Source organism: Paenibacillus sp. FSL M8-0334, from assembly GCF_038000405.1.
GTDB lineage: Bacteria > Bacillota > Bacilli > Paenibacillales > Paenibacillaceae > Paenibacillus_AQ > Paenibacillus_AQ campinasensis.
Genome location: NZ_JBBOCH010000001.1, coordinates 2069971 through 2094040, shown reverse-complemented (window position 1 = coordinate 2094040; position 24070 = coordinate 2069971). Strand labels below are relative to the sequence as shown.

16 protein-coding genes and 1 pseudogene are annotated in these 24070 nt (G+C 57.6%); 9 read left to right on the top strand and 8 right to left on the bottom strand.

Features of this window, described 5'->3' with window-relative positions; all coding sequences use genetic code 11:
* Positions 1 to 5: 5 nt before the first annotated feature.
* From MKX64_RS09080 to MKX64_RS09045, 8 genes and pseudogenes are all read right to left on the bottom strand, one after another.
* Positions 6 to 665 carry an RNA polymerase sigma factor gene (locus MKX64_RS09080; RefSeq protein ID WP_244908310.1) on the bottom strand — a complete coding sequence of 220 codons (660 nt, stop codon included), beginning with the start codon at positions 663 to 665 and terminating at the stop codon, positions 6 to 8.
* A gap of 356 nt (positions 666 to 1021) precedes the next feature.
* A complete protein-coding gene (locus tag MKX64_RS09075; RefSeq protein ID WP_341035690.1) occupies positions 1022 to 2074 on the bottom strand; it encodes a hypothetical protein in 1053 nt (350 codons plus the stop codon).
* Between the two features lie 124 nt (positions 2075 to 2198).
* On the bottom strand, positions 2199 to 3206 hold the full coding sequence (locus MKX64_RS09070) for an alpha/beta hydrolase (protein ID WP_095267750.1): 1008 nt from the start codon (positions 3204 to 3206) through the stop codon (positions 2199 to 2201).
* A 71-nt stretch (positions 3207 to 3277) separates the two neighbouring features.
* A complete protein-coding gene (locus tag MKX64_RS09065) occupies positions 3278 to 4039 on the bottom strand; it encodes a kanamycin nucleotidyltransferase C-terminal domain-containing protein (RefSeq protein ID WP_095267751.1) in 762 nt (253 codons plus the stop codon).
* 249 nt (positions 4040 to 4288) lie between these two features.
* Positions 4289 to 4868: pseudogene (locus MKX64_RS09060) on the bottom strand (LOG family protein).
* Between the two features lie 344 nt (positions 4869 to 5212).
* Complete coding sequence (locus tag MKX64_RS09055) at positions 5213 to 6190, bottom strand: electron transfer flavoprotein subunit alpha/FixB family protein (RefSeq protein ID WP_095267754.1); 978 nt, start codon at positions 6188 to 6190, stop codon at positions 5213 to 5215.
* Positions 6191 to 6571: 381 nt separating this feature from the next.
* Positions 6572 to 7339 carry an electron transfer flavoprotein subunit beta/FixA family protein gene (locus MKX64_RS09050; protein ID WP_095267755.1) on the bottom strand — a complete coding sequence of 256 codons (768 nt, stop codon included), beginning with the start codon at positions 7337 to 7339 and terminating at the stop codon, positions 6572 to 6574.
* Between the two features lie 59 nt (positions 7340 to 7398).
* Positions 7399 to 7989: a TetR/AcrR family transcriptional regulator gene (locus tag MKX64_RS09045; protein WP_095267756.1), complete on the bottom strand. Its 591-nt coding sequence runs from the start codon at positions 7987 to 7989 to the stop codon at positions 7399 to 7401.
* 707 nt (positions 7990 to 8696) lie between these two features.
* Between MKX64_RS09045 and MKX64_RS09040 the strand changes: the two genes are divergently transcribed.
* The 9 genes from MKX64_RS09040 to rnr all read left to right on the top strand — a co-directional run bounded on the left by MKX64_RS09040 (position 8697) and on the right by rnr (position 24055).
* Positions 8697 to 10877: a (Fe-S)-binding protein gene (locus MKX64_RS09040; RefSeq protein ID WP_095267757.1), complete on the top strand. Its 2181-nt coding sequence runs from the start codon at positions 8697 to 8699 to the stop codon at positions 10875 to 10877.
* Positions 10874 to 13312: a 3-hydroxyacyl-CoA dehydrogenase/enoyl-CoA hydratase family protein gene (locus MKX64_RS09035; RefSeq protein WP_095267758.1), complete on the top strand. Its 2439-nt coding sequence runs from the start codon at positions 10874 to 10876 to the stop codon at positions 13310 to 13312. The genes MKX64_RS09040 and MKX64_RS09035 overlap by 4 nt, the downstream gene beginning before the upstream one ends.
* Positions 13313 to 13455: 143 nt before the next feature.
* Entirely contained in the window at positions 13456 to 14658 is a 1203-nt protein-coding gene (locus MKX64_RS09030) for an acetyl-CoA C-acyltransferase (RefSeq protein WP_341035689.1), read from the top strand.
* Positions 14659 to 15412: 754 nt separating this feature from the next.
* Positions 15413 to 16051: a hypothetical protein gene (locus MKX64_RS09025; protein WP_341035688.1), complete on the top strand. Its 639-nt coding sequence runs from the start codon at positions 15413 to 15415 to the stop codon at positions 16049 to 16051.
* 219 nt (positions 16052 to 16270) lie between these two features.
* Positions 16271 to 18061: an acyl-CoA dehydrogenase family protein gene (locus MKX64_RS09020; RefSeq protein WP_341035687.1), complete on the top strand. Its 1791-nt coding sequence runs from the start codon at positions 16271 to 16273 to the stop codon at positions 18059 to 18061.
* A gap of 77 nt (positions 18062 to 18138) precedes the next feature.
* On the top strand, positions 18139 to 19818 hold the full coding sequence (locus MKX64_RS09015; RefSeq protein WP_095268113.1) for a long-chain-fatty-acid--CoA ligase: 1680 nt from the start codon (positions 18139 to 18141) through the stop codon (positions 19816 to 19818).
* Between the two features lie 391 nt (positions 19819 to 20209).
* Positions 20210 to 20584 (top strand): PaaI family thioesterase, encoded by a 375-nt coding sequence (locus tag MKX64_RS09010; protein WP_095268125.1) that lies wholly within the window; start codon positions 20210 to 20212, stop codon positions 20582 to 20584.
* A gap of 389 nt (positions 20585 to 20973) precedes the next feature.
* Positions 20974 to 21204, top strand: coding sequence for a preprotein translocase subunit SecG (gene secG, locus MKX64_RS09005; protein WP_095268114.1), 231 nt, complete (start codon positions 20974 to 20976; stop codon positions 21202 to 21204).
* A 241-nt stretch (positions 21205 to 21445) separates the two neighbouring features.
* Positions 21446 to 24055, top strand: coding sequence for a ribonuclease R (gene rnr / locus MKX64_RS09000; protein ID WP_155618357.1), 2610 nt, complete (start codon positions 21446 to 21448; stop codon positions 24053 to 24055).
* Positions 24056 to 24070: the final 15 nt, after the last annotated feature.

Here is a 24070-nt window from a genome sequence, read left to right as displayed (position 1 = left end):
TAGGTTTATGCCCGGTCTGGAGCTTGTTCATGACCTGACGGGTGAAGTCGGGCTCTGGCGGGGAAGCCTGCTGGATGATGTTTCTCAGTTCCTGATCGCTGGGTATCTTCATGGGACTTTTTTTCTCCTTTCACCTGGGTATAATACTTGCGGAATTTAGCCGCGCACCGTTCATATTTCTTTCGTAAGCTGGCGCTGTTCTTCTGCATAATGAGGCTGATTTCTTGGTAACTCTTCTCTTCAACACATCGCAATATCAACAGGCTTCGCTCCTCGGGCGACAGCTTGGACATCGCCTGAACGACGGAGTGATGATAGTACTTGGCGTCAATGTGCTGATCGATAGGGGTGTTGTCTTGGTCTTTCTGATACAGAAAGGGCAGGTAGCGTGAAAGTTTCCGTTTGCGGAGCACGTCAATGCATTGATTGCCTGCGATGGTGTACAGCCAGGCTTCAAACGGCATGTCCTGCTTGTAAGCTTTCAAGGAGCGATATGCCTTCAGAAACACCTCCTGACTGCAATCCTCCGCTTCCGCATAGTTCCCGAGCATATGATAACAGTATTGAAAAATGCTCCGTTGGTATTTGCGCATAATGATCTCATATTGATCAACTTTTCCTCCAAGCACGTCCGCCACGATCCGGGACAATGGATGATCATCCACAATGTTTCACCTCCTATAATCGCTAGTCATGTATTACTACGAATGATCGCCTGCCTAATGTGACATGCGTTCGGCTATTTTAAGTCCTAGTATAAGGGGAAGAAGCAGGTTGCCTGTGCCGAAGGATTCGCGACAACGACACGTATTGCATACCTGGTGCTGCAGCGAACATCACAAAACAGCCTCCCGGCATGTAGTCGGGAGGCTGCTTGTTTCTTTCTATGTGATAGGGAATCACGGGGTTAAGGTGCTTGTTGAATCGGGAAACTACGAGTGCCAGAGGCTCGTAGGCCGCGTGTGATCTCAGGTATCTGCCGATCGTTCATGCTACCGATCATCATACCCGGACGAAATCGCTACAGGCGGCCGCTGCCCTTCACTTCCGGGTTGGCATCCACAATCGCCATCGTGACCTTCCAGAGCTTCGGCAAATAACGAAGCACATCGGCGGCCCGCTCATGCAGATCGCTGCTTGTAGACAGACCGAGTTCGCGGGTCAGATCCTCAAATAGCGGCAGGTACTCCTGCTGCATCTCCGGCGGGGCATCTGCTGCCAGAATGAAGTGGCAGCGCGCATAGGTGGCCGTCATCCAGAACACAGCCTCCCGGTGGCTGCCGCTCTGAATTAACGCCTGGCTGCCGTCAATGGCTACACGTCTGGCCGCAGCCGTGATGTCGCTGCTGAAGAAGAAAGGAGTGCTGGCAACCTTGGCAGCAGCATCGAAGGTACGAGCCAAGCCGTCCAGATGACCCGATGCCTGCTCCGGCGTCATCTGTGCACAGCCGAGAAGCTGCAGCAGCTCCTCGTACAGATCCGGATGTCCGTATTGCTTCAGCACATCGTGAACGGCAGTGTAGCGAAGCCTGACAGTTGGGTTGCGTAAGGCCGCCACGAGCAGCATATGGGTCGTGACACCGGTCGGAAACAGCCATGATGTCACCTGCTCATGCCAGGCAGATGCAGGGTTTATGGTGCGAAGGCCGTCGACGATTCGCTGCCGCACATGCTCACAGCGGCGGACAACCCAGGTGCGATCGGCGAATTGACGGGATACCTCGGATTGTAGTCGGCGGAGCCGGCCTGACGGATCGGAGATTAAAGAATCGACCCGGAAGCTGCCTGCAAGATGATATGAACCAAGAACCCGTTCCGGTGTGCCGAGGCTCTCCCACGGCATATAGGTCACCTCCAGCAGCGCATCCTGGTGAATCAGCTTTCCCGGCTTGAGCCTCGGACTGTCCTCATCGGTGACAATCACCACATCGATGTCCGATGCCGGGGCAAGCTCGTCATGATCCGGCTTACCTACGGTAGAACCGCTGAAATAAGCGCCCACATATCCAGGGCTCCCTGCGGCATAGCGCATGACCCAGTCGGCTGCTGCGGCTCTTGCGGATCCGATATTCATCGTTCTCCCTCCTCTAACCGTGTGACTTGGCCTGCTGATGATGACAGAGGCCCTTGTCTGAGGTTGAAACCTATGCGCTGTCCCTAGCTGCGTAACGGATTGGTTTGGAAATCTAGTGCTGTACTTAGCTGCCCGCGCCCTGAACCTGCACGGCATGCTTGCGGGAGTTATTGCCTGCCTCCTCAGCTTCTTGCGGGCGAGTGGATACATAGGCTGAAAGGAATTCGGCGATCTCTCGTTGGTACCCTTCCGGATCGAACGACAGCGCCTTCGCATGACCGGCATCCGGTACGATGAACAGCCGCTTCTCCGCCGGTCCGTTCTCATATAATTCATAACCCATATCGACAGGGACGAACAGGTCACCGCTGCCGTGGATGAACAGGATCGGCGTCTTGGACTGCCGAACCTGAGTCAGGGCGGAGGCCTCCCCGAAGAAGTACCCGGCCCTCAGCTTGGTAAGCAGGCTGGTCGTCTGAAGGAGAGGGAATGCAGGTAGCCGGTACATTCTTTTCAGCTGATAGCGCAGCTGATCTCGGACGGAAGTGTATCCGCAGTCTTCGATGATCGCTTTGACATTCGGCGGGAGCGGCTCGCCGCTGGCCATCATAACGGTCGCCGCGCCCATCGACACCCCGTGCAGGACGATCTGTGCATTCGCTCCGGTTCGCTCCATGACCAGCCGAATCCACTTGACGATATCCTTTCGTTCCGGCCAGCCAAAGCCGATGTAATGGCCTTCGCTCAGGCCGTGCCCCCGGGCATCGGGCAACAGCACGTTGTAGCCGAAATCCTCATGATAGATTTGGGCAAAGCTGCTCATCTGTTCAGCATGGCCCGAGTACCCGTGGGCAAGAATGACGGTTCTGTCGGTGCCCGTCTTCGCCGGCAGGTAGTATGCATGGAGCTTCAGTCCATCCTCGGAGACCTGACTCCAGCTCTCGAAGCGCTGCGCGCTCCACCATTCCTTGCTGCCCGCGAAGGGGTCCTCGACATCTGCATTCGCCGCAAGGTCCGGGTTTCCTTCCAGAAAGTCCTTCTCCGCGCGGGCAACGCCAACTTGATAGAAGTAAAAGCTCGCGGCCACAAGGATGAACATGATCGTACACAAAATGATAATGGCTGATAGCATGGGTGACTAACCTCTTTTATATATTATATTGGCTATGTACGGGTTCCGATGACGCTCAGTTGCATGGGGGGTTAAAAAGGAAGCTCCTTCACCCTGTATTCGATACCGAGCTCTTCATACCACTCGTTCAGTCCTGTCCATATCTGTTCGCAGCGTGCATATACCAGCTCCGCATCATGCAGCTGCCCGCTCATCACAAGCTCGACCAGTTCCTCGTATCCGGCAGGCCTTGACGGCATCTGAAGCGACTCCTCGAATGTCCGTGCTCTCGTATTGTAGAAGGCTCTGTTCGCGAGGCCGATCAGCTTGGCGCTTTGCCAGGCCAGATCCTTGGCCCCGAGGGGGAGGTAGCTGTAGTTGCCCGCTTGCTTGCTGTTGCGGATTTTGCCCATCGTTTCATACGCTTCCCAAATCATGAACTCTCGCATCACATCCCGGATGGCTTCATCGGAGGCTTGCAGCGGCAGCGCGCGAAGCTCGTCCAGCAGATGCTGCGGATCATAAAGGGCCTGCAGGTGAACATAAGCGCCGGCCTTGATGGCCCACGCATCGTCGACCGCTGAAGCGGATCGCCATGCTTCGTGCTTCTGCTTCATGCCGATTTCGATTTTGAATGGATGATAGATAAATTCGTGGCCGGGAAGGGAGACCCCGTCCTTCGTGATCACACGAAGTTCAATGTCAGAATAAGGCCCGTCAATTCCTTGCGCGACCGAGCCGTACAGGCCAATGGCCAGAATATCGTCTCCGTATAGATCAAGCAGCCGTTGTGTTACGCGATCAATGATTTCCATCTTAGCTTCTCTCGTCGTAGCGGCAGGGTAAGGCAGCATAGGATGACTCTCCTTTTAAGGTTGTTCAGTTATGAAAGTTATAGTCCGATTATACCTTAAAAAATGGTCACAGGCCTACGAGATAAGCCGGGTTTTGGAGCATGAGTCGTTTCCGCTAGCGGGATTCTTGACACTTGGGGGCCGGAGTAACGATGGTGTTGCTGAACCGTGCGTGTGCGAGCTTGAGGATAGTTGGCTCGCTTCCTGTCCGTTTGAAATGTCGAGAGGCCCCGATAGGGACCTCTTCGTTTAGTCAAGCTCCTTCCATTTCATATCCAGCGTTGGGGGCGTGTAGCTCTTCATCAACTCCAGCAGTTTCAAAGGGTCTTCGGATATGTTGATGAGATTTAAATGCGAGGCATTGACGAAGCCTTCTGTAATGCTGTATTGGATAAGATTCATCAGCGGCTCATAATAGCCGCGGACATTCAGCAGTCCGATCGGCTTATGATGAATCCCGATTTGGGACCAGCATAATACCTCGAACAGCTCTTCATAGGTGCCGAAGCCGCCGGGAAGGGCGATGAATCCGTCCGCATATTTGCCCATCGTGGCCTTGCGCTCATGCATATCTTCCACTTCGATAAGCTGGGTCAAGCCGTTATGTACGATTTCCCCCCCGGAACAGCCCCCGGGGCATGACACCGATCACTTCACCGCCAAGGGCAAGAACCGTGTTGGCAACCTCCCCCATCAATCCGACGCGCGATCCGCCGTACACGAGCCGGTATCCGCGGCGGGCAATCAGCTCGCCAAGCTCAGCTGCTGTTGCTTTATAATCCGGGTGCTCGCCCGGATTGGAACCTGCAAATACACATATCGATTTCAAATAAGCCACTCCTAACAAGATGTTGTGATATCACTGAATGATTATACAATATATAGAAAAATATGTCATGATAAGGTCAGTATCTGCCCCTTCATACTAGGATAGCCCTGTTATTATACTACTCGCCTTATGTTAAACCTCTTGCTAGAAGATTCCCTCTATATGTAAAATTTATGACATCACAACGAGAGACAGCCCCCGACATCCGCGGCCACATCGGATATACGGGAGCTGCCCTTTATGAGTTGCCTATGCGCATAATGACAGTGGGGCGCAGTCGATCATACAACGCCCGGCCGTATCCGGGAGGAAATCGTCAGGTGTGGGAATAGACAGCGGGCTGACTAAGACACCAGCACCTTGCGGAATTCCTCGGTCAGCAGCGGCACGATGTCGAACAGGTCGCCGACGATGCCGTAATCGGCCACCTTGAAGATCGGCGCTTCGGGATCTTTGTTAATCGCGATAATGACCCGCGATTGGCTCATGCCGGCCAAGTGCTGGATGGCCCCGCTGATGCCGCAGGCGATATAAATTTCTGGCGTTACCACTTTGCCTGTCTGGCCGATTTGAAGAGCATAATCACAGTATCCGGCATCGCATGCGCCGCGGGAAGCGCCAACGGCTCCGCCAAGCAGGTCGGCCAGCTCCTCCAGCGGCTTGAAGCCTTCCGCGCTCTTTACGCCCCGGCCGCCCGAGACGACAACCTTGGCTTCGGAGAGGTCGATTGTGCCTGTGGTGTTCCGGACGACCTCCTTGATTACGGCGCGAAGGGAGGGTGTGGGGTATGCCACGTCCTCAATCGCAGGGTCGCCGCTGCCGGACGGTTCGGCTGGTGGAATGTTGTTCGGGCGAACGGTGACGACCCAGGGGCCGTTCTCGAACACGCGCTTCTCAAAGGCCTTGCCAGCATAGAGCGGGCGCGTGAACACCACCTGACCGTCCTCGCTTTCGATGGTGGTGACATCCGAGATTTGGCCTGCGCCAAGCGACGCCGCTATGAGCGGGGCTAGATCGCGGCCAATCGCCGTGTGCCCGAACAGCACGGCATCCGGCTTGGCTTCGTTCAGCACAGCAGCTATGGCAGCGACATAGGCGTCCGGATTATAGTGCTCCAGGTCGTCATGCTCCACGGTGTATATGGTCTCCGCGCCATACGGCTTCAGCGCGGTCACGGCCTCCGTGACATTCGAGCCGATGACCACGAGGCGGATGCTGTCTCCGTCTGCGGCGATCCGGCGGGCAGCTCCCAGCGTTTCCAGCGCGACCTGACGCAGCTTCCCGTCGCGGTTCTCCGCATATACCAATATCGTTTTGCTCATCACATTACCTCCTTAGGTTCCTATCGAGATTGGAAAAGACCGTTTCCCCATGCCACATCTTGAAGCAGTGAAACAAGCGGCAGGCTGGCGTGAGGGCGGGTGAAAGCATGGTGAAAAGCGTGCATGACGGACATCCCGTAGGCCATACAATCAGAGTACACAGCCAAACAAAGGATAGCTGGCTCAAGAGATGTAACCGCATACAATTGCAATTGCGTGTGAACAGTTGCTGCCAGATGGCGCATAAGCCAGCAAGAATAGCAGCGATCCCTACAAGCAAGCTGCTGGATGAGTGAATTAGGGTCCGGCAAGCAGGCAGCGGATACGTGGATAAGCGGGTAAAAAGACAACCGCGCTAGCGTGTAGACCCCGCTGTCCTCCCTAGATCACCTTGGATTGTGTCCGCAGCAGGGTGACCAGCTCGCGCGCAACCTCAGCCGGCTCGCCTTTCAGCATACGGCCGGCGCTTCGCTCCGGCGGAAGCGACAGGTCGCTGCGCCGTGTAGCCGGGAGGACATCGTCCTCAGACAGGCCGAGGTCATCCAGCGTAAGCGTCTGCAGCGGCTTCTTCTTCGCTTTCATAATGCCGGGCAAGGACGGATAGCGCGGCTCGTTCAGGCCCTGCTGCGCGGTAAAGACCGCAGGCAGCTGAACCTCCAGCACCTCCAGATCGCCCTCGGCGTCCCGGTGCACCTCGGCGGTCGTGCCGCGGATCGCAAGCTTGGTGATCGAGCCGGCATGAGCGAATCCGAGCAGCTGTGCCAGCCGGATTGCCACCTGGCCCGAGCCGCGGTCCACCGAGAAGTTGCCGCCGAGGATCAGGTCCGGTGCGGCTGTTGCCAGGTAGGCATGGAGCACTTTCGATACCGCATGCTCGTCATCGGGGATGCGCGCATCGGAGATCAGGACGGCATCGTCCGCACCCATGGCCAGCGCGGTCCGCAATGCCTCTACCGTCCGATCGGGCCCGACGGAGAGGAGCGTTACGCTGCCGCCAGCTTCATCACGAAGCTTGACGGCTTCTTCCACGGCATACTCGTCGTACGGGTTGATGACGAATTTGACACCGTCTTCGGCAATAGATCCGTTATCGATCTCAATTCTCTCCTCCGTATCAAACGTTTGTTTCAGCAGAACAACAATCTTCATCGGTTCAGCTCTCCTTTCGAGTGGTGCCTTCATCAATATGAAAATCAGCAGGCCGTGCGTTATTTCCTGCTGGACACACCATTCAGAAAAAACTCCAGCGTCTCCTCCACCTGCTCGGACAGGGAATACTTGCGTCCCGATATGAGCCAGGAGGTTACCGCTTCGTCCATCGCACCGAAAATGAGGTTGCGCACCAGCTTGACGTTCAGGTCAGAACGAAAGGTCTGCTCCCGAATGCCCTGTTCCAAAATATTCTCGATCAACACAATATATGGCTTCAAGGCACTGCCAATTTCCTTGCGCAGCTCCAGGTCGCTCTGCCGGAGCTCGATCTGTGTCACGTAAGCCAGCTCGGGATTGCTCTCCAGCTCCGAGAAGTGAATGCTGCACACGGTCCGAAGCGCCTCGACTGCGCCGGATGTTCCTTCCACGCTGGCGTGGAACTTTCCGACCAGCTCGCCGAGCTTCTCCTGGAACAGGCGGATCAGAATATCCTCTTTCCGTTTGAAATACAGATAGATGGTGCCGTCTGCGACACCGGCCGCCTTGGCGATCTTGGAAACCTGTGAGCGATGGTAGCCATTCTCGGCGAATACTTTCAGGGCGCCCTGGAGGATCATGTGATACTTCTCATTTTTTTTACTTGTCATATGTTCACCCCGGTGTTAGAATACAGTTAAAATTATGAATGAATACTCATTCATTTCTTGCTTTCCATCATAAAATACGTTCAGGTCATTGTCAACGGCGGGTTGTGCCCAACCAGGATCAAGCGGGCGTAAATGGAGCAGCAGGCATCCTCTGGGATCGAATAACATAGACCTTCATATCGCAATATCAAGATGGCAGTGTACTGCTGAGCTCGGCAGCGAGAGGAGTCGGAAACGGTGACAGCAGCCCGGAACAGCAACGAGTACGGGACTCCGTGTCTGGGCTCAGCCTAGCTTTAGGACTCAGCACTCAGTACTCAGCACTCAGCACTCAGTACTCAGCACTCAGTACAACGGCGTACAGTAGAAGTACGCAGCATTTTAAGCACGTTGTGAATGGTGCTCCGGCAGAGAGCTCAGCAAGCAGCAAGCAGCATGCAGTATCCGTACTCCGCTAGGACAGACGTTTAGCTGACATCGCAGGTACCGCACAGGGCGATCATGGAAGGTCTAATCATGCTCCTTATATGTAAGCGCTTAATATGGTGGTTGTTACAATATTGGACATCCCGCACATGCCGGAAGGAGTGAAATGCCGATGACAACCGGAACAACAGCACCTGCACCATGTCTATTGATCAGTAAAACCATTCAACCGTTCACACTCAGGTGAAGAGGAGGAAATTAACGCAAGGAGCTGAGAAGCTATGTTACTGCAATGGATCAACGCCCTGCTCTTTGTCGGAATTACGGGCTGGGCGGTCTATATGTTTGCCGCCGTGGTTTACCGCCGGTACTTGTACATTCGGCTGGGAAAGCCGGTTCGGCTGACAAGGGAGCTGAAAGCACGTCTGTCCCAGTTTGCCATTCAGGTGTTCGGCCAGAGCAAGCTGTTGAAAGACCGCAGGAGCGGGGTCATGCACTTCATTGTGTTTTATGGATTTATTATTTTGCAATTCGGGGCGCTGGACATCATCTGGAAAGGATTAAGCGGGCATGCGCTGCCGATTCCGGGGTACGAAGCTTTTATTCTGATGCAGGAGATCACCGTGGTGCTCATTCTGGCAGCCATCGGATATGCCGCCTACCGCCGCTATGGCGAGAAGCTGAAACGGCTGAAACGGGGGTGGAAGCCGAGCGTTGTGGTCTATTTTATCACCTCGCTGATGGTGTCGGTGCTGCTGACGATGGCTTTTGAGCGATTGCATGAAGGGCATCCGTGGTCGGCCTTGGCTCCGGTATCTTCGAGCATTGCCGCCGGGTTCGCCTGGATGCCGGAGGCGGCTGTTGCGGCTGCTTATTATGGGTTCTGGTGGGTTCATCTGCTGATTTTGCTCTCGTTTCTGGTGTACGTACCTCAGTCGAAGCATTTTCATCTCATTACCGCGCCAGTCAACATTCTGGTCCGCCGCACCGACCCTCCGAGCAAGCTCAGCAAGCTGGATCTGGAGGATGAGGAGGCAGAGTCGTTCGGCACGGGGACGATTGAGCATTTTACGCAAAAACAGCTGCTTGATCTATACGCCTGCGTGGAATGCGGGAGATGCACCAGCGTCTGCCCGGCTTCCAGCACCGGTAAACTGCTGTCCCCCATGCACATGATTGTAAAACTCCGCGATCACCTTACGGAGAAGGGCGCAGCCCTCACCTCCAAATCCCCGTGGATGCCGCAGGCCATATTCGGTTCCCCGGGCGTCCACCGCATGGCTGCCACGGATCTGGCGCTTGTCGGCTGGAAGGGGGAGGGGATGACAGACATCGGGCCGACGATGGCCGTGCAGCAGCGCGCCTGGCATCAAGTGGAAGGTGTAAGCCCGAGGGATGTCCAGCTGATCGGGGGGGTCATGACCGAGGAGGAAATATGGGCCTGTACAACTTGCCGGAATTGTGAGGATCAGTGTCCTGTGGCGAACGAGCATGTTGACAAAATCGTCGACCTTCGCCGCCATCTCGTCCTGATGGAGGGCAGCGTGCCGCAGGAGGGCCAGCGGGCGATGCAGAACATCGAGCGCCAGGGCAATCCGTGGGGAATCAGCCGCTCGGAACGGAGCAAATGGGTGCAGGAGATCGATCCGGAAGGAACGATGGACTTGAGCATCCCCACCGTCAAGGACAACCCGGATTTTGAGGTGCTGTTCTTTGTCGGCTCGATGGGCTCCTACGATAACCGCAGCCGCAAAATCACCCGCGCCTTCGTCCGGCTCATGAACGAAGCAAATGTCAACTTCGCCATCCTCGGCAATGAGGAGAAGAACTCCGGCGATACGCCGCGCCGACTCGGCAACGAGTTTCTGTTTCAGCAATTGTGTCAGGAGAACGTCGAGATCTTCCGCAAATACAACGTGACCAAAATCGTTACCGCCTGTCCGCACACCTTCAATATATTCAAGAACGAATACCCCGATTTCGGGCTGGAAGCCGAGGTGATTCATCACACGGAACTGCTGGATCAGCTGCTGAAGGAAGGTCGGCTGGTGCCAACACATCCGGTCCGGGAAAAAATCACATACCACGATTCCTGCTACCTTGGGCGCTACAACGATGTGTACGATCAGCCCCGCAATGTGCTGCGCGCGATCCCTGGCGTAGAGCTGCTGGAGATGGCGCGCAGCCGGGAGAACGGCATGTGCTGCGGTGCGGGAGGCGGCCGGATGTGGATGGAGGAAGACGAGGGCAAGCGGGTCAATCTGGCCCGAACCGAGCAGGCGCTGGCCGTATCGCCAACGATGATCAGCTCCGCCTGCCCCTACTGTCTGACGATGCTGGAGGACGGCACGAAGCTGAAGGAGGTTGAGGAGCACGTCAGAACGCGGGATATCGCGGAGATTTTGGAGGAATCGGTCTTTGGTCTGTCTCAAACTCAAGAACAGGAGGTTGTCGTGCAATGAACAAAACCATCGCAAGAACGCCCGCGGGTGCCGGGGTGACCACCCGGACCATCGCTAAAGCAGCCGTGATCGGCTCCGGGGTAATGGGAGCGGGCATCGCTGCCCATCTGGCTAATGCAGGCATTCCATGCCTGCTGCTCGACATTGTGCCAACGTCACTGACGCCCGAAGAGGAACAGAAGGGCCTGACACTGGAGCATCCTCAGGTCCGAAACCGGCTGGCTGCAAAAGCTGTAGCTGCTCTGCCGAAATCGAGCACGGCACCGCTGTATCGGGCGGATGATGCCGCCAGAATTACACCTGGCAATACGGAGGATCATCTGGCGCAGCTGAGGGACGCCGATTGGATCATCGAGGTCGTCACGGAGCGCCTGGATATTAAGAAAAGCATCCTGAAGCAGATCGAATCGGTTCGCAAGGAAGGGGCAATCGTCAGTACCAACACGTCCGGTATTTCCGTAAATGCGATGGCCGAGGATTGCAGCGAGGAGTTCCGGCGCCATTTTCTCGGAACGCATTTCTTCAATCCGCCAAGGCATATGAAGCTGCTGGAGATTATTCCGGGTTATGATACCGACCCTGAGATCACAGCGTTTATGGTCCAGTTCTGTACCAAGCGTCTAGGCAAAGGGGTGGTGGTGGCGAAGGATACACCAAACTTCATCGCCAACCGGATTGGCACATACGGCCTGCTCGTGACGCTGCAGGAAATGATCCGGGGCGGATACACGGTCGAGGAGGTGGATGCGGCGACCGGACCGGTGCTGGGGCGGCCGAAGAGCGCGACCTTCCGCACGCTTGATCTTGTGGGCATCGACACTTTCGGCCATGTTGCCCGCAACGTCTACGATCAGGCGCCAGCCGGGAAGGAGCGCGAGGTCTTCGCGGTTCCGCATGTCATGGAGCAGCTTGTCGCCCGGGGCTGGATCGGGGAGAAGTCCGGTCAGGGATTTTACAAAAAAATCAAGGGTGAGCAAGGGAGCCAGATTCTGTCCCTTCACCTGGACTCCATGGAATATCATCCGGTGGCCAAAGTGAGCTCGGGATCGCTCGAAGCGGCCAAGGCCGTAAAGGGGGCCCGGAAGAAGGTCAAAGCCTTCCTCAGCACCCCGGACCGATATTCGGAGCTGGCCTGGCATGTGCTGAAGCAGGTGCTGGTCTACGCGGCCGAGAAGCTTGGCGAAATCGCCGATTCAGTCCAGGATGTCGATAATGCCATGAAATGGGGCTTCAACTGGGAGCTGGGCCCGTTCGAGACCTGGGATCTGATCGGACTGCCGGCGTCGGTGCAGCGGATGGAAGCCGAGGGCTTGACGGTGCCGGCATGGGTGAAGGAATGGATTGCGTCCGGAAACCGCTCGTTCTACAAAACGGAGGAGGGCCAGCTGTTCCACTATCATAAAGGAGCTTATCGCGGTGTTGAAACAGAGCCGGAGCGGATATCGCTTAGCTTGTTAAAACAGCAAAACCGCATCATTCGCGCCAACAGCGGGGCCAATCTGATCGACCTCGGGGATGAGGTGGCTTGTCTTGAATTCACTTCACCCAACAATGCCATCGGAGCGGACATTCTTGTCATGATCCAACAGAGCGTGGACGAGGTGCGCGCCAATTACCGCGGGCTGGTCATAGCCAATGAAGGCCGCAACTTCTGTGTGGGCGCAAATCTGATGCTGATGCTGATGGAGGCCCAGAGCGGAGATTGGGATGAGGTGGATGACATTATCCATCTGTTCCAGGGCAGCATGATGAAGCTAAAGCAGCTGGAAAAGCCGGTGGTCGCCGCGCCGCACCGGATGACCCTGGGCGGGGGCGTGGAAGCCTGCCTGCCGGCAGACCGGATCATCTTCTCGGCTGAGACGTATTTCGGCCTGGTCGAGACAGGGGTCGGCCTCATTCCGGCGGGCGGCGGCTGCAAGGAGCTGACGCTGATGATCAGCGACAGCCATCCGGACCCGGAGGCCGATCTGCAGCCGGCGATCAATCGCGTCTTTGAAATGATTGCGATGGCAAAAACATCGACAAGCGGGCCTGACGCGATCCGGATGGGGTATGGCCGGCCGGGGGATACGGTGGTCATGAATCAGGACTATCGTATCTATGAAGCGAAGCAGGCTGTGCTGGAGATGGATCGCGCCGGATATGCGCCGCGTGATCCGGGCCGCATCCGCGTCACGGGCCGCGATGGCCGGGCGGTGCTCCAGATGGGCGCGCTCTCGCTCAAGCAGGGCGGTTATATTAGCGATCATGACTATCTGATCGCGAAGAAGCTCGCCCACGTGCTCACCGGCGGCGATGTGCCAGCCGGAACGGTCGTGAGCGAGCAGCATCTGCTCGACCTGGAGCGCGAGGCGTTCCTGAGCCTGCTGGGCGAGGTCAAGACGCAGCAGCGCATGCAGCACATGCTGGCCAAGGGCAAGCCGCTGCGGAATTAGGGAATTGGCTGGGCCCGGTCCTGGCGGGCGGGCCGTCAAATGAGAGATTCGGCAACCGGTATGAGCTGATCGCGGCCGGTCTGGTCGTTATCGAAAAAACCAGTGAGTGTGGCAATCCAACAATTCAAGTTGAGGTGAATGGCATGAGAGAAGCGGTCATCGTATCACTGGCCCGCACGCCGGTCGGCAGGGCCAAGAAGGGAAGCCTGGCCCAGACGAGGGTGGAGGACCTTGGCAAGGCGGTTCTGGAAGCCGTCATCGAGCGTGCTCCTGGGCTGCAAAAAGAGGACGTGGATGATGTTATTCTGGGCTGCGCCATGCCGGAGGGTGAACAGGGGCTTAACGTGGCCCGCATTATTTCCTTGTATGCGAATTATCCGGTTACCGTTCCGGCGATGACGGTGAACCGTTTTTGCTCATCGGGCCTGCAGGCCATCGCTTTTGCAGCCGAGCGGATTATGCTGGGCTATGCCGATGTCATCGTGGCCGGTGGCGTGGAAAGCATGAGCCATGTGCCTATGACCGGCTTCAAGCCGGCACCGCACCCGGGCATCGTCGAGGATATGCCCGAGGTGTATATGGCTATGGGGCATACCGCTGAGGAGGTGGCGCGGCGGTTCGGGATTACCCGCGAAGCGCAGGATGCCTTCGCAGCAAGCAGCCATCGCAAGGCAGCAGCTGCCATCGCCAGTGGCAAATTCGAAGCGGAAATTGTGCCGCTCGACGTCACGCTCACGGCAGCCGATGAGCGCGGCAAGCCGCGCGCCACGAGCTTCACCTTCCGTATGGATGAAGGTGTCCGCCCGGACACTTCCACCGATGTGCTCGCCCGGCTGAAGCCGGCCTTCGCCCTCGGCGGGACGGTGACCGCGGGCAATGCATCGCAGACGAGCGACGGCGCTGCGGCGGTGGCGGTCATGAGCCGCGAGAAGGCGGAGGAGCTGGGTCTAAGGCCGCTGGCGGCCTTCCGGTCCTTTGCCCTAGCGGGTGTGGAGCCAGAAATTATGGGAGTGGGGCCTGTGGAAGCCATCCCGAAGGCGCTCCGCATGGCGGGCATTGATCTGGATCAGGTGGCTGCGTTCGAGATTAACGAAGCCTTTGCTTCCCAATGCCTGCACATTATTCAGGCGCTGGAGCTGGATGAGAGCAAAGTCAACGTTAACGGCGGCGCAATTGCGCTTGGCCACCCCCTCGGCTGCACCGGCGCCAAGCTTACCGTCAGCCTCGTATCCGAGCTGGCCCGCCGCGGCGGCGGCTACGGCGTCGTGAGCATGTGCATCGGCGGCGGCATGGGCGCAGCCGGCGTGTTCGAGGTGTTCGCCGCCGACGCCGTGCAGCCAGCCTAGCCGGTCCGGTGAGGGCCGCTCGGCTCGCACCGTGGCGTAGCCGCTGGATTGGCCCGGCGCGGGCGGGTGATGCTGTGGGCCAAGATTGCGCGGCCTCGCGTAGAAACGCCCCGATGCACTCCAGCCGCTTCGGCGGCTGGTTGTAGGCCGTCGCCCACTATCGCCGTCCCGCCGAGTGAGCGTGGCAGCAGCCGAACACGGCCTGGCCACGAGCCCCACCCCACCCAGGCGGAGGCCGAGCCGCCGGAGGCTGGGGTGCTGCGGAGGGAAACCGAGCGAAGAAAGCGGAATCGGCCTGAAGAAGCGCAAGCGTTCGCCTTTGTTTTCGGATTTCGACGGTGGAATGGGGGTTCAAGGAAATCCGAAAACAACAGCGATCGGAAGGACGATCCGCGGCCTGAGCGGACAAAGGGCTGCGAAGCGCAGCACCGGTCCTGCCCGGCCAATCAGCAGTCGCGAGGCCGTGGACAAATTGGCAGCAAAGCAACCCCCAGAATACCCCGGGTCCTTGCTACAGGGCCAAGGGGGCGCAGCCCGGTACCAGCGTTGGCGCTCCATAGCGAAGATGGAGCAGGCCAACGCTCCCCCTCAACGAAGTGGCCGCCGCCGAACACGGCCCGGCCACGAGTCTCACCCCCACCCAGGCGGAGGCAGAGCCGCCGGAGGTTGGGGTGCTGCGGAGGGAAGCCGAGCGAGGAGAGCGGAATCGGCCTGAAGAAGCGCAAGCGTTCGCCTTTGTTTTCGGATTTCGACGGTGGAATGGAGTTCAAGGAAATCCGAAAACAACAGCGATCGGAAGGACGATCCGCGCCTGAGCGGACAAAGGGCTGCGAAGCGCAGATACAGCACATCGAAGCGAGACCCAGCACTCCGTGGCCGCCGCCGAGCACGGCTCGGCCACGAGCCCACCCCCACCCAGGCGGAGGCAGAGCCGCCGGAGGCTGGGGTGCTGCGAAGGGAAACCGAGCGAAGAAAGCGGAATCGGCCTGAAGAAGCGCAAGCGTTCGCCTTTGTTTTCGGATTTCGACGGTGGAATGAGAGTTCAAGGAAATCCGAAAACAACAGCGATCGGAAGGACGATCCGCGCCTGAGCGGAGAAAGGGCTGCGAAGCGCAGCACCCGGTCCTGCCCGGCCGAGGCCGTGGGCAAATTGGCTGCAGAGCAACAGCCAGAGCATCCCGTGGCCGTGCTGCGAGGCCAAGGGGGCGCAGCCCGGTACCAGCGTTGGCGCTCCATAGCGAAGCTGGAGCAGGCCAACGCGCGCCCTCAACGAAGTGGCCGCCGCCGAGCACGGCTCGGCCACGAGTCCCACCCCCACCCAGGCGGAGGCAGAGCCGCCGGAGGCTGGGGTGCTGCGGAGGGAAGCCGAGCGAAGAAAGCGGAATCGGCCTGAAGAAGCGCAAGCGTTCGCCTTTGTTTTCGGATTTCGACGGTGGAATGGGGGTTCAAGGAAATCCGAAAACAACAGCGATCGGAAGGACGATCCGCGCCTGAGCGGACAAAAGAGCTTCGAAGCAACACTAGACTATGCCAGCCCCCTACCCTCGCAGCAGTCATCGCCCGAAGGAAGTGCCTCTGCCACCGCCATACTATCCCGAAAGGAGTCCTCACAATGAGCGATAACCAAACCAAAGAACCGAAAATCAAAGGTGGAAGCTTTGTTATTGAGACGCCGGAGCTGGAACGGGTGATGACACCCGAGGATTTTACGGATGAGCACCGGATGATTGCTGAGACGGTGCGGGATTTTGTCGACGGGGAGATTATGCCCCGTGACGAAGAGATTGAGAAGCTGGATTATGAGCTGACCGTGGAGCTGCTTCGCAAGTCCGGGGAGCTAGGGCTGCTCGGCGCAGATGTGCCGGAAGCGTTCGGCGGCGTCGGGCTGGATAAGGTCAGCTCGACCATTATCAATGAGACGCTGGCCCGGGGCTCCTCCTTTGCGCTGTCCTTCGGAGCTCATGTCGGCATCGGCACGCTGCCGATTGTGTTCTTCGGAACGCCGGAGCAGAAGCGCAAATACCTCCCGGATCTCGCCAGCGGCGCCTTGATCGCCGCATACTGCCTCACGGAGCCGACCTCCGGCTCGGATGCGCTCAGCGCCAAGACGACCGCGAAGTTGTCGGAGGACGGGGAGTTTTATATTTTGAACGGATCGAAGCTGTATATCACGAACGCAGGATTTGCTGACATTTTCATCGTTTATGCGAAGATTGACGGCGAGCATTTCACCGCATTCATCGTGGAGAAAGGGATGGAGGGCTTTACGCTCGGGCCCGAGGAGAAGAAGATGGGCATTAAGGGCTCGTCCACGCGGCCGCTCTTCTTCGAAGATGTGAAGGTGCCGAAGGAGAATCTGCTCGGGGAGATTGGCAAAGGCCACCGGATTGCCTTCAACATCCTGAACATCGGACGGTACAAACTGGCTGCTGGAGCCGTGGGCGCGGCTAAAGAGGCGATTGAACTGAGCTCGAAATATGCGAATACCCGCAAGCAGTTCGACACCCCGATCTCCCAGTTCCCGCTCATGCGCAAAAAGCTGGCCGAGATGAACATCGCCGCTTTTGTCATGGAAAGCATGGTGTACCGCACGGCGGGCCTGCTCGATGAGGCGCTGCAGGACATCGATTATGAACAGCCGGATTCCGGCGTTCAGGTGGCGGCGGCTATCGCCGATTACGCGATTGAATGCTCGATCAACAAGGTGTTTGCGTCCGAGGGACTGGATTTTGTCGCGGATGAAGGGGTGCAGATTCACGGGGGCTACGGCTATATCCAGGAGTACAAAATCGAACGGATTTATCGCGATTCGCGGATCAACCGGATTTTTGAAGGGACCAACGAAATCAACCGCCTGCTCATCCCGGGCACGCTCGTGAAAAAAGCGATGAAAGGCGAAATCGCCCTTCTGGAAAAGGCGCAGGCGCTTCAAGTCGAGCTGCTGCAGATGGTGCCGGGTCAGTCGTTCGAGGAGACGCTGGCCAGGGAAGCGCACTTCCTGGATATGAGCAAAAAAATCTTCCTGCTCGTCGGCGGCCTCGCGGTTCAGAAGCTGGGGACGAAGCTGGAGAAGGAGCAGGAGCTGCTCTCGAACCTGGCAGATATCATGACAGATATCTATGCGCTGGAAAGCGCACTGCTTCGCACCCGCAAGCACCTGACGCGGACTACGGAGGAGAAGGCTGCTGGGATGATCGAAATGACGCAGGTGTTTGCGTATGAGGCGTTCCAGCGTATTGAAGGGCTGGCCAGAGAGACGCTCGCCGCAGTTGAAACCGGCGATATGCTGCGCATGCAGCTGTCGGTGCTGAAAAAATTGACCCGAACCGCACCGCTCGACACCGTGGCGCTAAAGCGGAGCATCGCGGCGCGGGTTGTGAGCAGGGAGCGGTACACGGTGTAACAAGGAGAACGTTGTAAATTAACCGTGCAACGAAAGAGGATCTGGAAGTTTACCTGGGAGGAAAGGGATGGTTTTGTATGGATGCAAAGCCTTGGCTGCCATTTTATCCGCCGGAAGTAGCCCCCTCGTACGAGTACCCGAAGCATAACCTGGGACTGTTTCTTGTAACGTCCGCGCAGAAATATCCGAATCGGCCGGCAGTTTATTTTATGGGCAAGACGTTAACCTACAAACAGCTCCTGGAGGCGTCCTATCGAATGGCGAACGCGCTCCGGGGCAAGGGAATTAACAAAGGGGACCGGGTAGCGATCATGCTGCCCAACTGTCCTCAGGTCGTTATTTCGTATTTTGGCGCACTGCTGTCAGGCGCCGTGGTGGTGATGACCAATCCGCTCTATATGGAGCGGGAGATTGCACATCAGATGCAGGATTCCGGGGCTAAAGCGATCATTACGCTTGACCATTTTGTTGCCCGGGTGGAGAAGGTGCAGGGCGAGACGGAGCTGAAGCATATCATTGTGACAAGCATCGCGGACTATTTGCCTTTTCCGAAAAACCTGCTGTTCCCGATCAAGGCCAAGAAGCAAGGGCCCCTGCCGGTCATTCATTATCGAGAAGGGGTATATCCCTTCAAAAAACTGCTGGAGCAAGCGCTGGATGCCCCTGTGTGCGAATCGGTCCATGCCGAGAAGGACCTGGCGCTGCTTCAGTATACCGGCGGAACCACCGGGGTCCCGAAAGGCGTCATGCTTACGCATTACAATCTCATTGCCAACACGCTGCAATCCTCCATGTGGTGCTACAAGGTGGAGGAGGGCAAGGAGCGGTATTTGGCGGCGCTGCCTTGTTTTCACGTATTCGGCTTGACGGTGCTGCTGAATCAGGCGGTGTACAGAGCCAGCGAGCTGCTGATGGTGCCGAGGTTCGAACCGAAGATGATTCTGGATCTGATCCGAAAAAAGAAAGCGACGCTCTTTCCCGGTGCTCCGACGATGTACATTGCCCTGATCAACCATCCGCAAATCAAGGATTATGATCTGTCTTCCATTAATGCCTGTATCAGCGGCTCTGCCGGGCTTCCGGTGGAGGTGCAGGACACGTTCGAGGAGCTGACCAAAGGACGTCTGATCGAGGGCTACGGCTTAACGGAGGCCGCCCCGGTCACCCATGCGAACCCGATCTGGGGGCATCGCAAAATCGGCACCATCGGGATCCCCCTGCCGGATACGGAGGCCAAGGTTGTCAATCCGGACACCGGGGATGAAGTGCCGGTGGGCGAGCCTGGGGAACTCATCGTAAAGGGGCCTCAGGTGATGAAGGGGTATTGGAAGCGGCCTGAGGATACGTTTGACACGCTTCGGGGCGGCTGGCTGTTTACCGGGGATATGGCCACGATGGATGAGGAAGGGTACTTCCGAATTATCGACCGCAAAAAGGATATGATAATCGCAAGCGGTTACAATATCTATCCGAGAGAAATCGAGGAGGTGCTCTACGAGCACCCGTCCGTGAAGGAAGCGGTGGTGGTGGGCACCAAGGACGAATACCGGGGCGAGACGGTCAAAGCCTATATCGTGCTGAAGGATGGGGCTGCGCCGGACCCCGCCGGGCTGGAGAAGTTCTGCCGCAAGCAGCTCGCGGCCTATAAAGTGCCGAGGGAGTTCGTGTTCCGGGATTCGCTGCCGAAGACGCTTGTCGGAAAGGTGCTGCGGCGCAAGCTGCTGGAGGAAGAGGAGGAAGGCAAGCCGACCGCGTAAGGAGCGCATGCTGCTGAAGGCATGAAGCCCGCTTGGCAAAGCATCCATTGTGAAGGCCAGGTGGGACGCGGGCATGCCGCAAGCAGGCCGGGATTCACTGCGGCGAGCGGCTAGTTGAGGCGAATGAGAAGGCAGCGGGACTGGAGATGTATGCCGGAAAGGAGGCGGCCTGATGGAGAATCGACATTCTGGTGCTGAAGAAAAGGCCGTACTGCAGCAGGAGGCGCAGACAGAGGAAGCGCAGAGGCAGGAGGCAAACCGAGAGCAGCATACCGAGGGAGAGGCCACTCGTATTGCGCCGGGGCAGGGCAAGCAGCAGCGAGGGGGTCTGGCAAACAAGGAGAGCAGGCAGCCTGCGCACGGCGGGAATCTGGAGTCTTACATTGAAGAGATGACCCGCGCAGCAGAGCCTACGTTCTGGGGCTACCTTGGCTGCAAGCTCGAATCTGCGAGTGAGGAAGAAGTCGTGGTCACACTCGATACCGAGCCGCACCATATGAATATGATGGGCATTGTGCACGGCGGCGTGCTGTCCTCCCTGATGGACAACGCGATGGGCATCGCGGTCATGCTGCAGCGGCCGGGGGAGTCCACGGTGACGAGCAATTTGAATGTGCATTTTGTGAAGCCGGCCCGGGGAGGGCGGCTGTACGTCACCGCGCATATCGTGCACCAGACACATCGCTCTGTCACCACGGAAAGCCGGATCACCAATGAGCGCGGGGAGCTTGTCGCGCTGAGCACGGGATCTTTTCGGGTAAGGTAAGGGACGCCATGCCAAGCCTGCGAAGGTGTATGAGAAGATGATGATCGCGTTGAAGGTCTGTCCTGCTTGAGGGGCGGGCCTTTTATTTGGATTTTTAAAATTAAGGAATCGGTTTGGCGGCGAAGGTGTGTACAGTATACCTGAGAATAGCGGAGAACGCTGTGGATTGATCGTAACGATAAACATCGAAATTCAGTGGCTTTGGGTCACGAAGAGTTGTTATGATGGTAAGGATAAGGAGGCGTGCGAGAATACGCCAACAATCCTTGTCAGGGGAGAATAGCTGTGGTACAATAAAAATGCTGTTTTCTAATTACTATTACGGAATGTTGATTTGAAGGATAGATTCTGAATGATCAAGATGTTTACATACGTAGGAGGTGGAATTCATGGTTGTATTGTTTGAAGTGCTGCTTGTTATTGTCTCCATCGCATTGATTACTGTCGTTCTTCTCCAAAAAGGGAAAAGTGCAGGTCTGGCCGGTGCCATCTCCGGCGGTGCGGAACATCTTTTTGGTAAAACCAAGGCGCGCGGTTTGGATCTGGTGCTCCAGCGGATCACCGTTGGTCTTGCGAGCGCATTTATGATTTTGGCCATTGTCGTTGCCGTATTGAAATAACTCTCGGAACAATAACCTTCGCTTTTTCATTTTATGGAAGAGCGGAGGTTTTTTAATACCCGGGAAGCTGCAGGAGAGCGCCCTGTGGCTCTATGTTGCGGGCAAAGTGGCGGTTCTAGCGAGAACTGGCAGTGAATGTAAGGATACCGCGGATTAAATTCGTGTATACTAGGGTAGTGTATATTTAGGTAAAGAATGGATAGAGGAACAATGATACTGCAGGTTCCCCGAGGTGATCATAATGATAACGGAACAAATATTACTGGATTTTATGCGGGAAACTGCATATAAACCGATGACGTACCAGGAGCTGGAGAAGCATTTTCAAATTGAGGATGCCAATGAATTCAGGGAGTTTCTGAAGCTGCTGAATGAGCTGGAGCAATCCGGCAAAATCATTCTGACCAGCACGCAGCGCTATGGCGTCCCAGAGCGGATGTCGCTGCTGCGCGGTCGCTTGCAGGCCCATCCGAAGGGCTTTGCTTTTCTGATTCCTGATGACAGAGAGCATCCGGATGTGTACATTCATGCCAACGATCTGAAGAGTGCCATGAACGGTGACACTGTTCTGGTGCGCATCAGCTCGCAAGGCAGCGACGGCGGCCGCATGGAGGGCGAGGTCGTCCGGATCGTCACACGCGCCATCACGCAGGTGGTCGGCGTGTTCCAGAACCATGAGGCGTATGGATTTGTGCTGCCGGATGACAAGCGGATTAACCGGGACATTTTTATCCCGAAGCATGCCATGAACGGTGCGGTTGACGGCGTGAAGGTTGTGGTGAAGCTGGTGAGCTACCCGGAAGGGAGAGCGGCGGCCGAGGGCGAGGTTGTCGAAATTCTCGGTCATAAGAATGATCCGGGCGTCGATATTCTGTCCATCATACGCAAGCATCAGCTGCCGGAAGGCTTCCCGGAAGAGGTGCTGGCTGAGGCGGATGCCGTGCCGGACACCATTACCGAGGAGGAGATCGCTCAGCAGGGCCGTCGCGACCTGCGCGGCAAAAACATCGTCACCATCGACGGTGAGGATGCCAAGGACCTGGACGATGCGGTGAATGTGGAGCGGCTTCCGAACGGCAACTACCGCCTGGGCGTGCATATCGCCGACGTCGGCTACTATGTGCGCGAGCGCTCGGAGCTGGACAAGGAGGCCTATAACCGGGGCTGCAGTGTGTACCTGGTGGACCGGGTAATTCCGATGCTGCCGCACCGGCTCTCCAACGGGATATGCAGTTTGAACCCGCAGGTGGACCGACTGACGCTGTCCTGTGAGATGGAGTTCAACGACCAGATGAAGGTTGTCAGTCATGACGTGTTCACAAGTGTGATTCGGACCAAGGAGCGGATGACGTACAACAATGTGCGCAAGATCCTTGTGGACGAGGACCCTGAACTGATCGAGCGCTACAGCGATCTGGTGGAGGATTTCCGCCTGATGCGCGAGCTGGCGCTGAAGCTTCGTGACCGCCGGATGCGGCGGGGCGCGGTGGATTTTGATTTCGTGGAGTCCAAGGTCATTGTGGACGAGAACGGCAAGCCGGTTGATATTGTCAAAAGAGAGCGCTCCATCGCGGAGCAAATCATCGAGGAATTCATGCTGGCGGCCAATGAGACGGTGGCGGAGCATTTCCACTGGCTGAAGGTGCCGTTCATCTACCGGATTCACGAGGACCCGGATCCGGAGAAGCTGCAGAACTTTATGGCGTTTGCGGCCAATTTCGGCCATCATGTGAAAGGCCGGGGCAACCAGATTCATCCGCGCGCGCTGCAAAATCTGCTGGATGACATCCACGGCACGAAAGAGCAGACTGTGCTCAGCACGATGATGCTGCGATCGATGAAGCAGGCGAAGTACGATGCCGAGAGCACGGGCCATTTCGGCCTGGCGGCGGAGTATTACACGCATTTCACATCCCCGATCCGGCGTTATCCGGATCTGGTCATCCACCGCGTCATTCGCGAAGTGATCGAAAGCGGCAACATGCTGACCGAGGAGCGCCAGGAGTACTTGGCGGGCCGGATGGCGGATATCGCGCAGCAGTCCTCGGAGCGCGAGCGCGTGGCTGTGGATGCGGAGCGCGATACCGAGGCGCTGAAGAAGGCCGAGTTCATGCTCGACAAGATTGGCGAGGAATTCGAAGGCATTATCAGCAGCGTGACCAGCTTCGGCATGTTCATCGAGTTGGAGAATACCGTCGAAGGCCTCATCCGGCTCAGTGCGCTGACGGATGATTATTACCACTTCGACGAAGGGCATATGGCGCTGATCGGCGAGCGGACATCCAAGGTGTTCCGCATCGGCGATGATGTGAAGGTGCGTGTAGCCAACGTGAACATGGATGAGCACACCATCGATTTTGAGATGGTGGATATGAAGCCGCGCCGGCGTGGACGTGGCAGTGAAGGCGGCGGCGACCGTGGTGGAGCCGGTGGCCGTGAGGGGCGCGCCCGCGATGGCGGGGCGCGCAAAGGCCGCGGCAAGCGCAGCGCCGTGGCGGAAGGCGGCGGCGCGGCAGGCCCGGGCGGTGGCCCGTTGCCAGGTAAGCGCCGCGAGGGCGCCGGCGGCGGGCGGGCCGCCGAGGAAGCCGCTGGGGGCGAGCAGCGGAGCTTCGCCTTTGGCTCTGGCAAAGGCGGGTACAGCTCGTCCGGGGGCGGCTCCCTCGGCTTTGACCGCAACGCCCGCCAGGGCGGCGCCAAGAGCCGCCGGAAGAAGACGTCGCGCAGCGGCATCTTCATCGGCGACGGCCCGACGCCAGGCCCTGGCGTTGGCGGCGCTCCCGCCGCGGGCGGCCGTAAGCGCAAGGGCAAGGGCGGGGGCACCGCTGCCTTTGTCCGCAAGAAGAAAAAGTAAGGGGCTTCGCTTCAC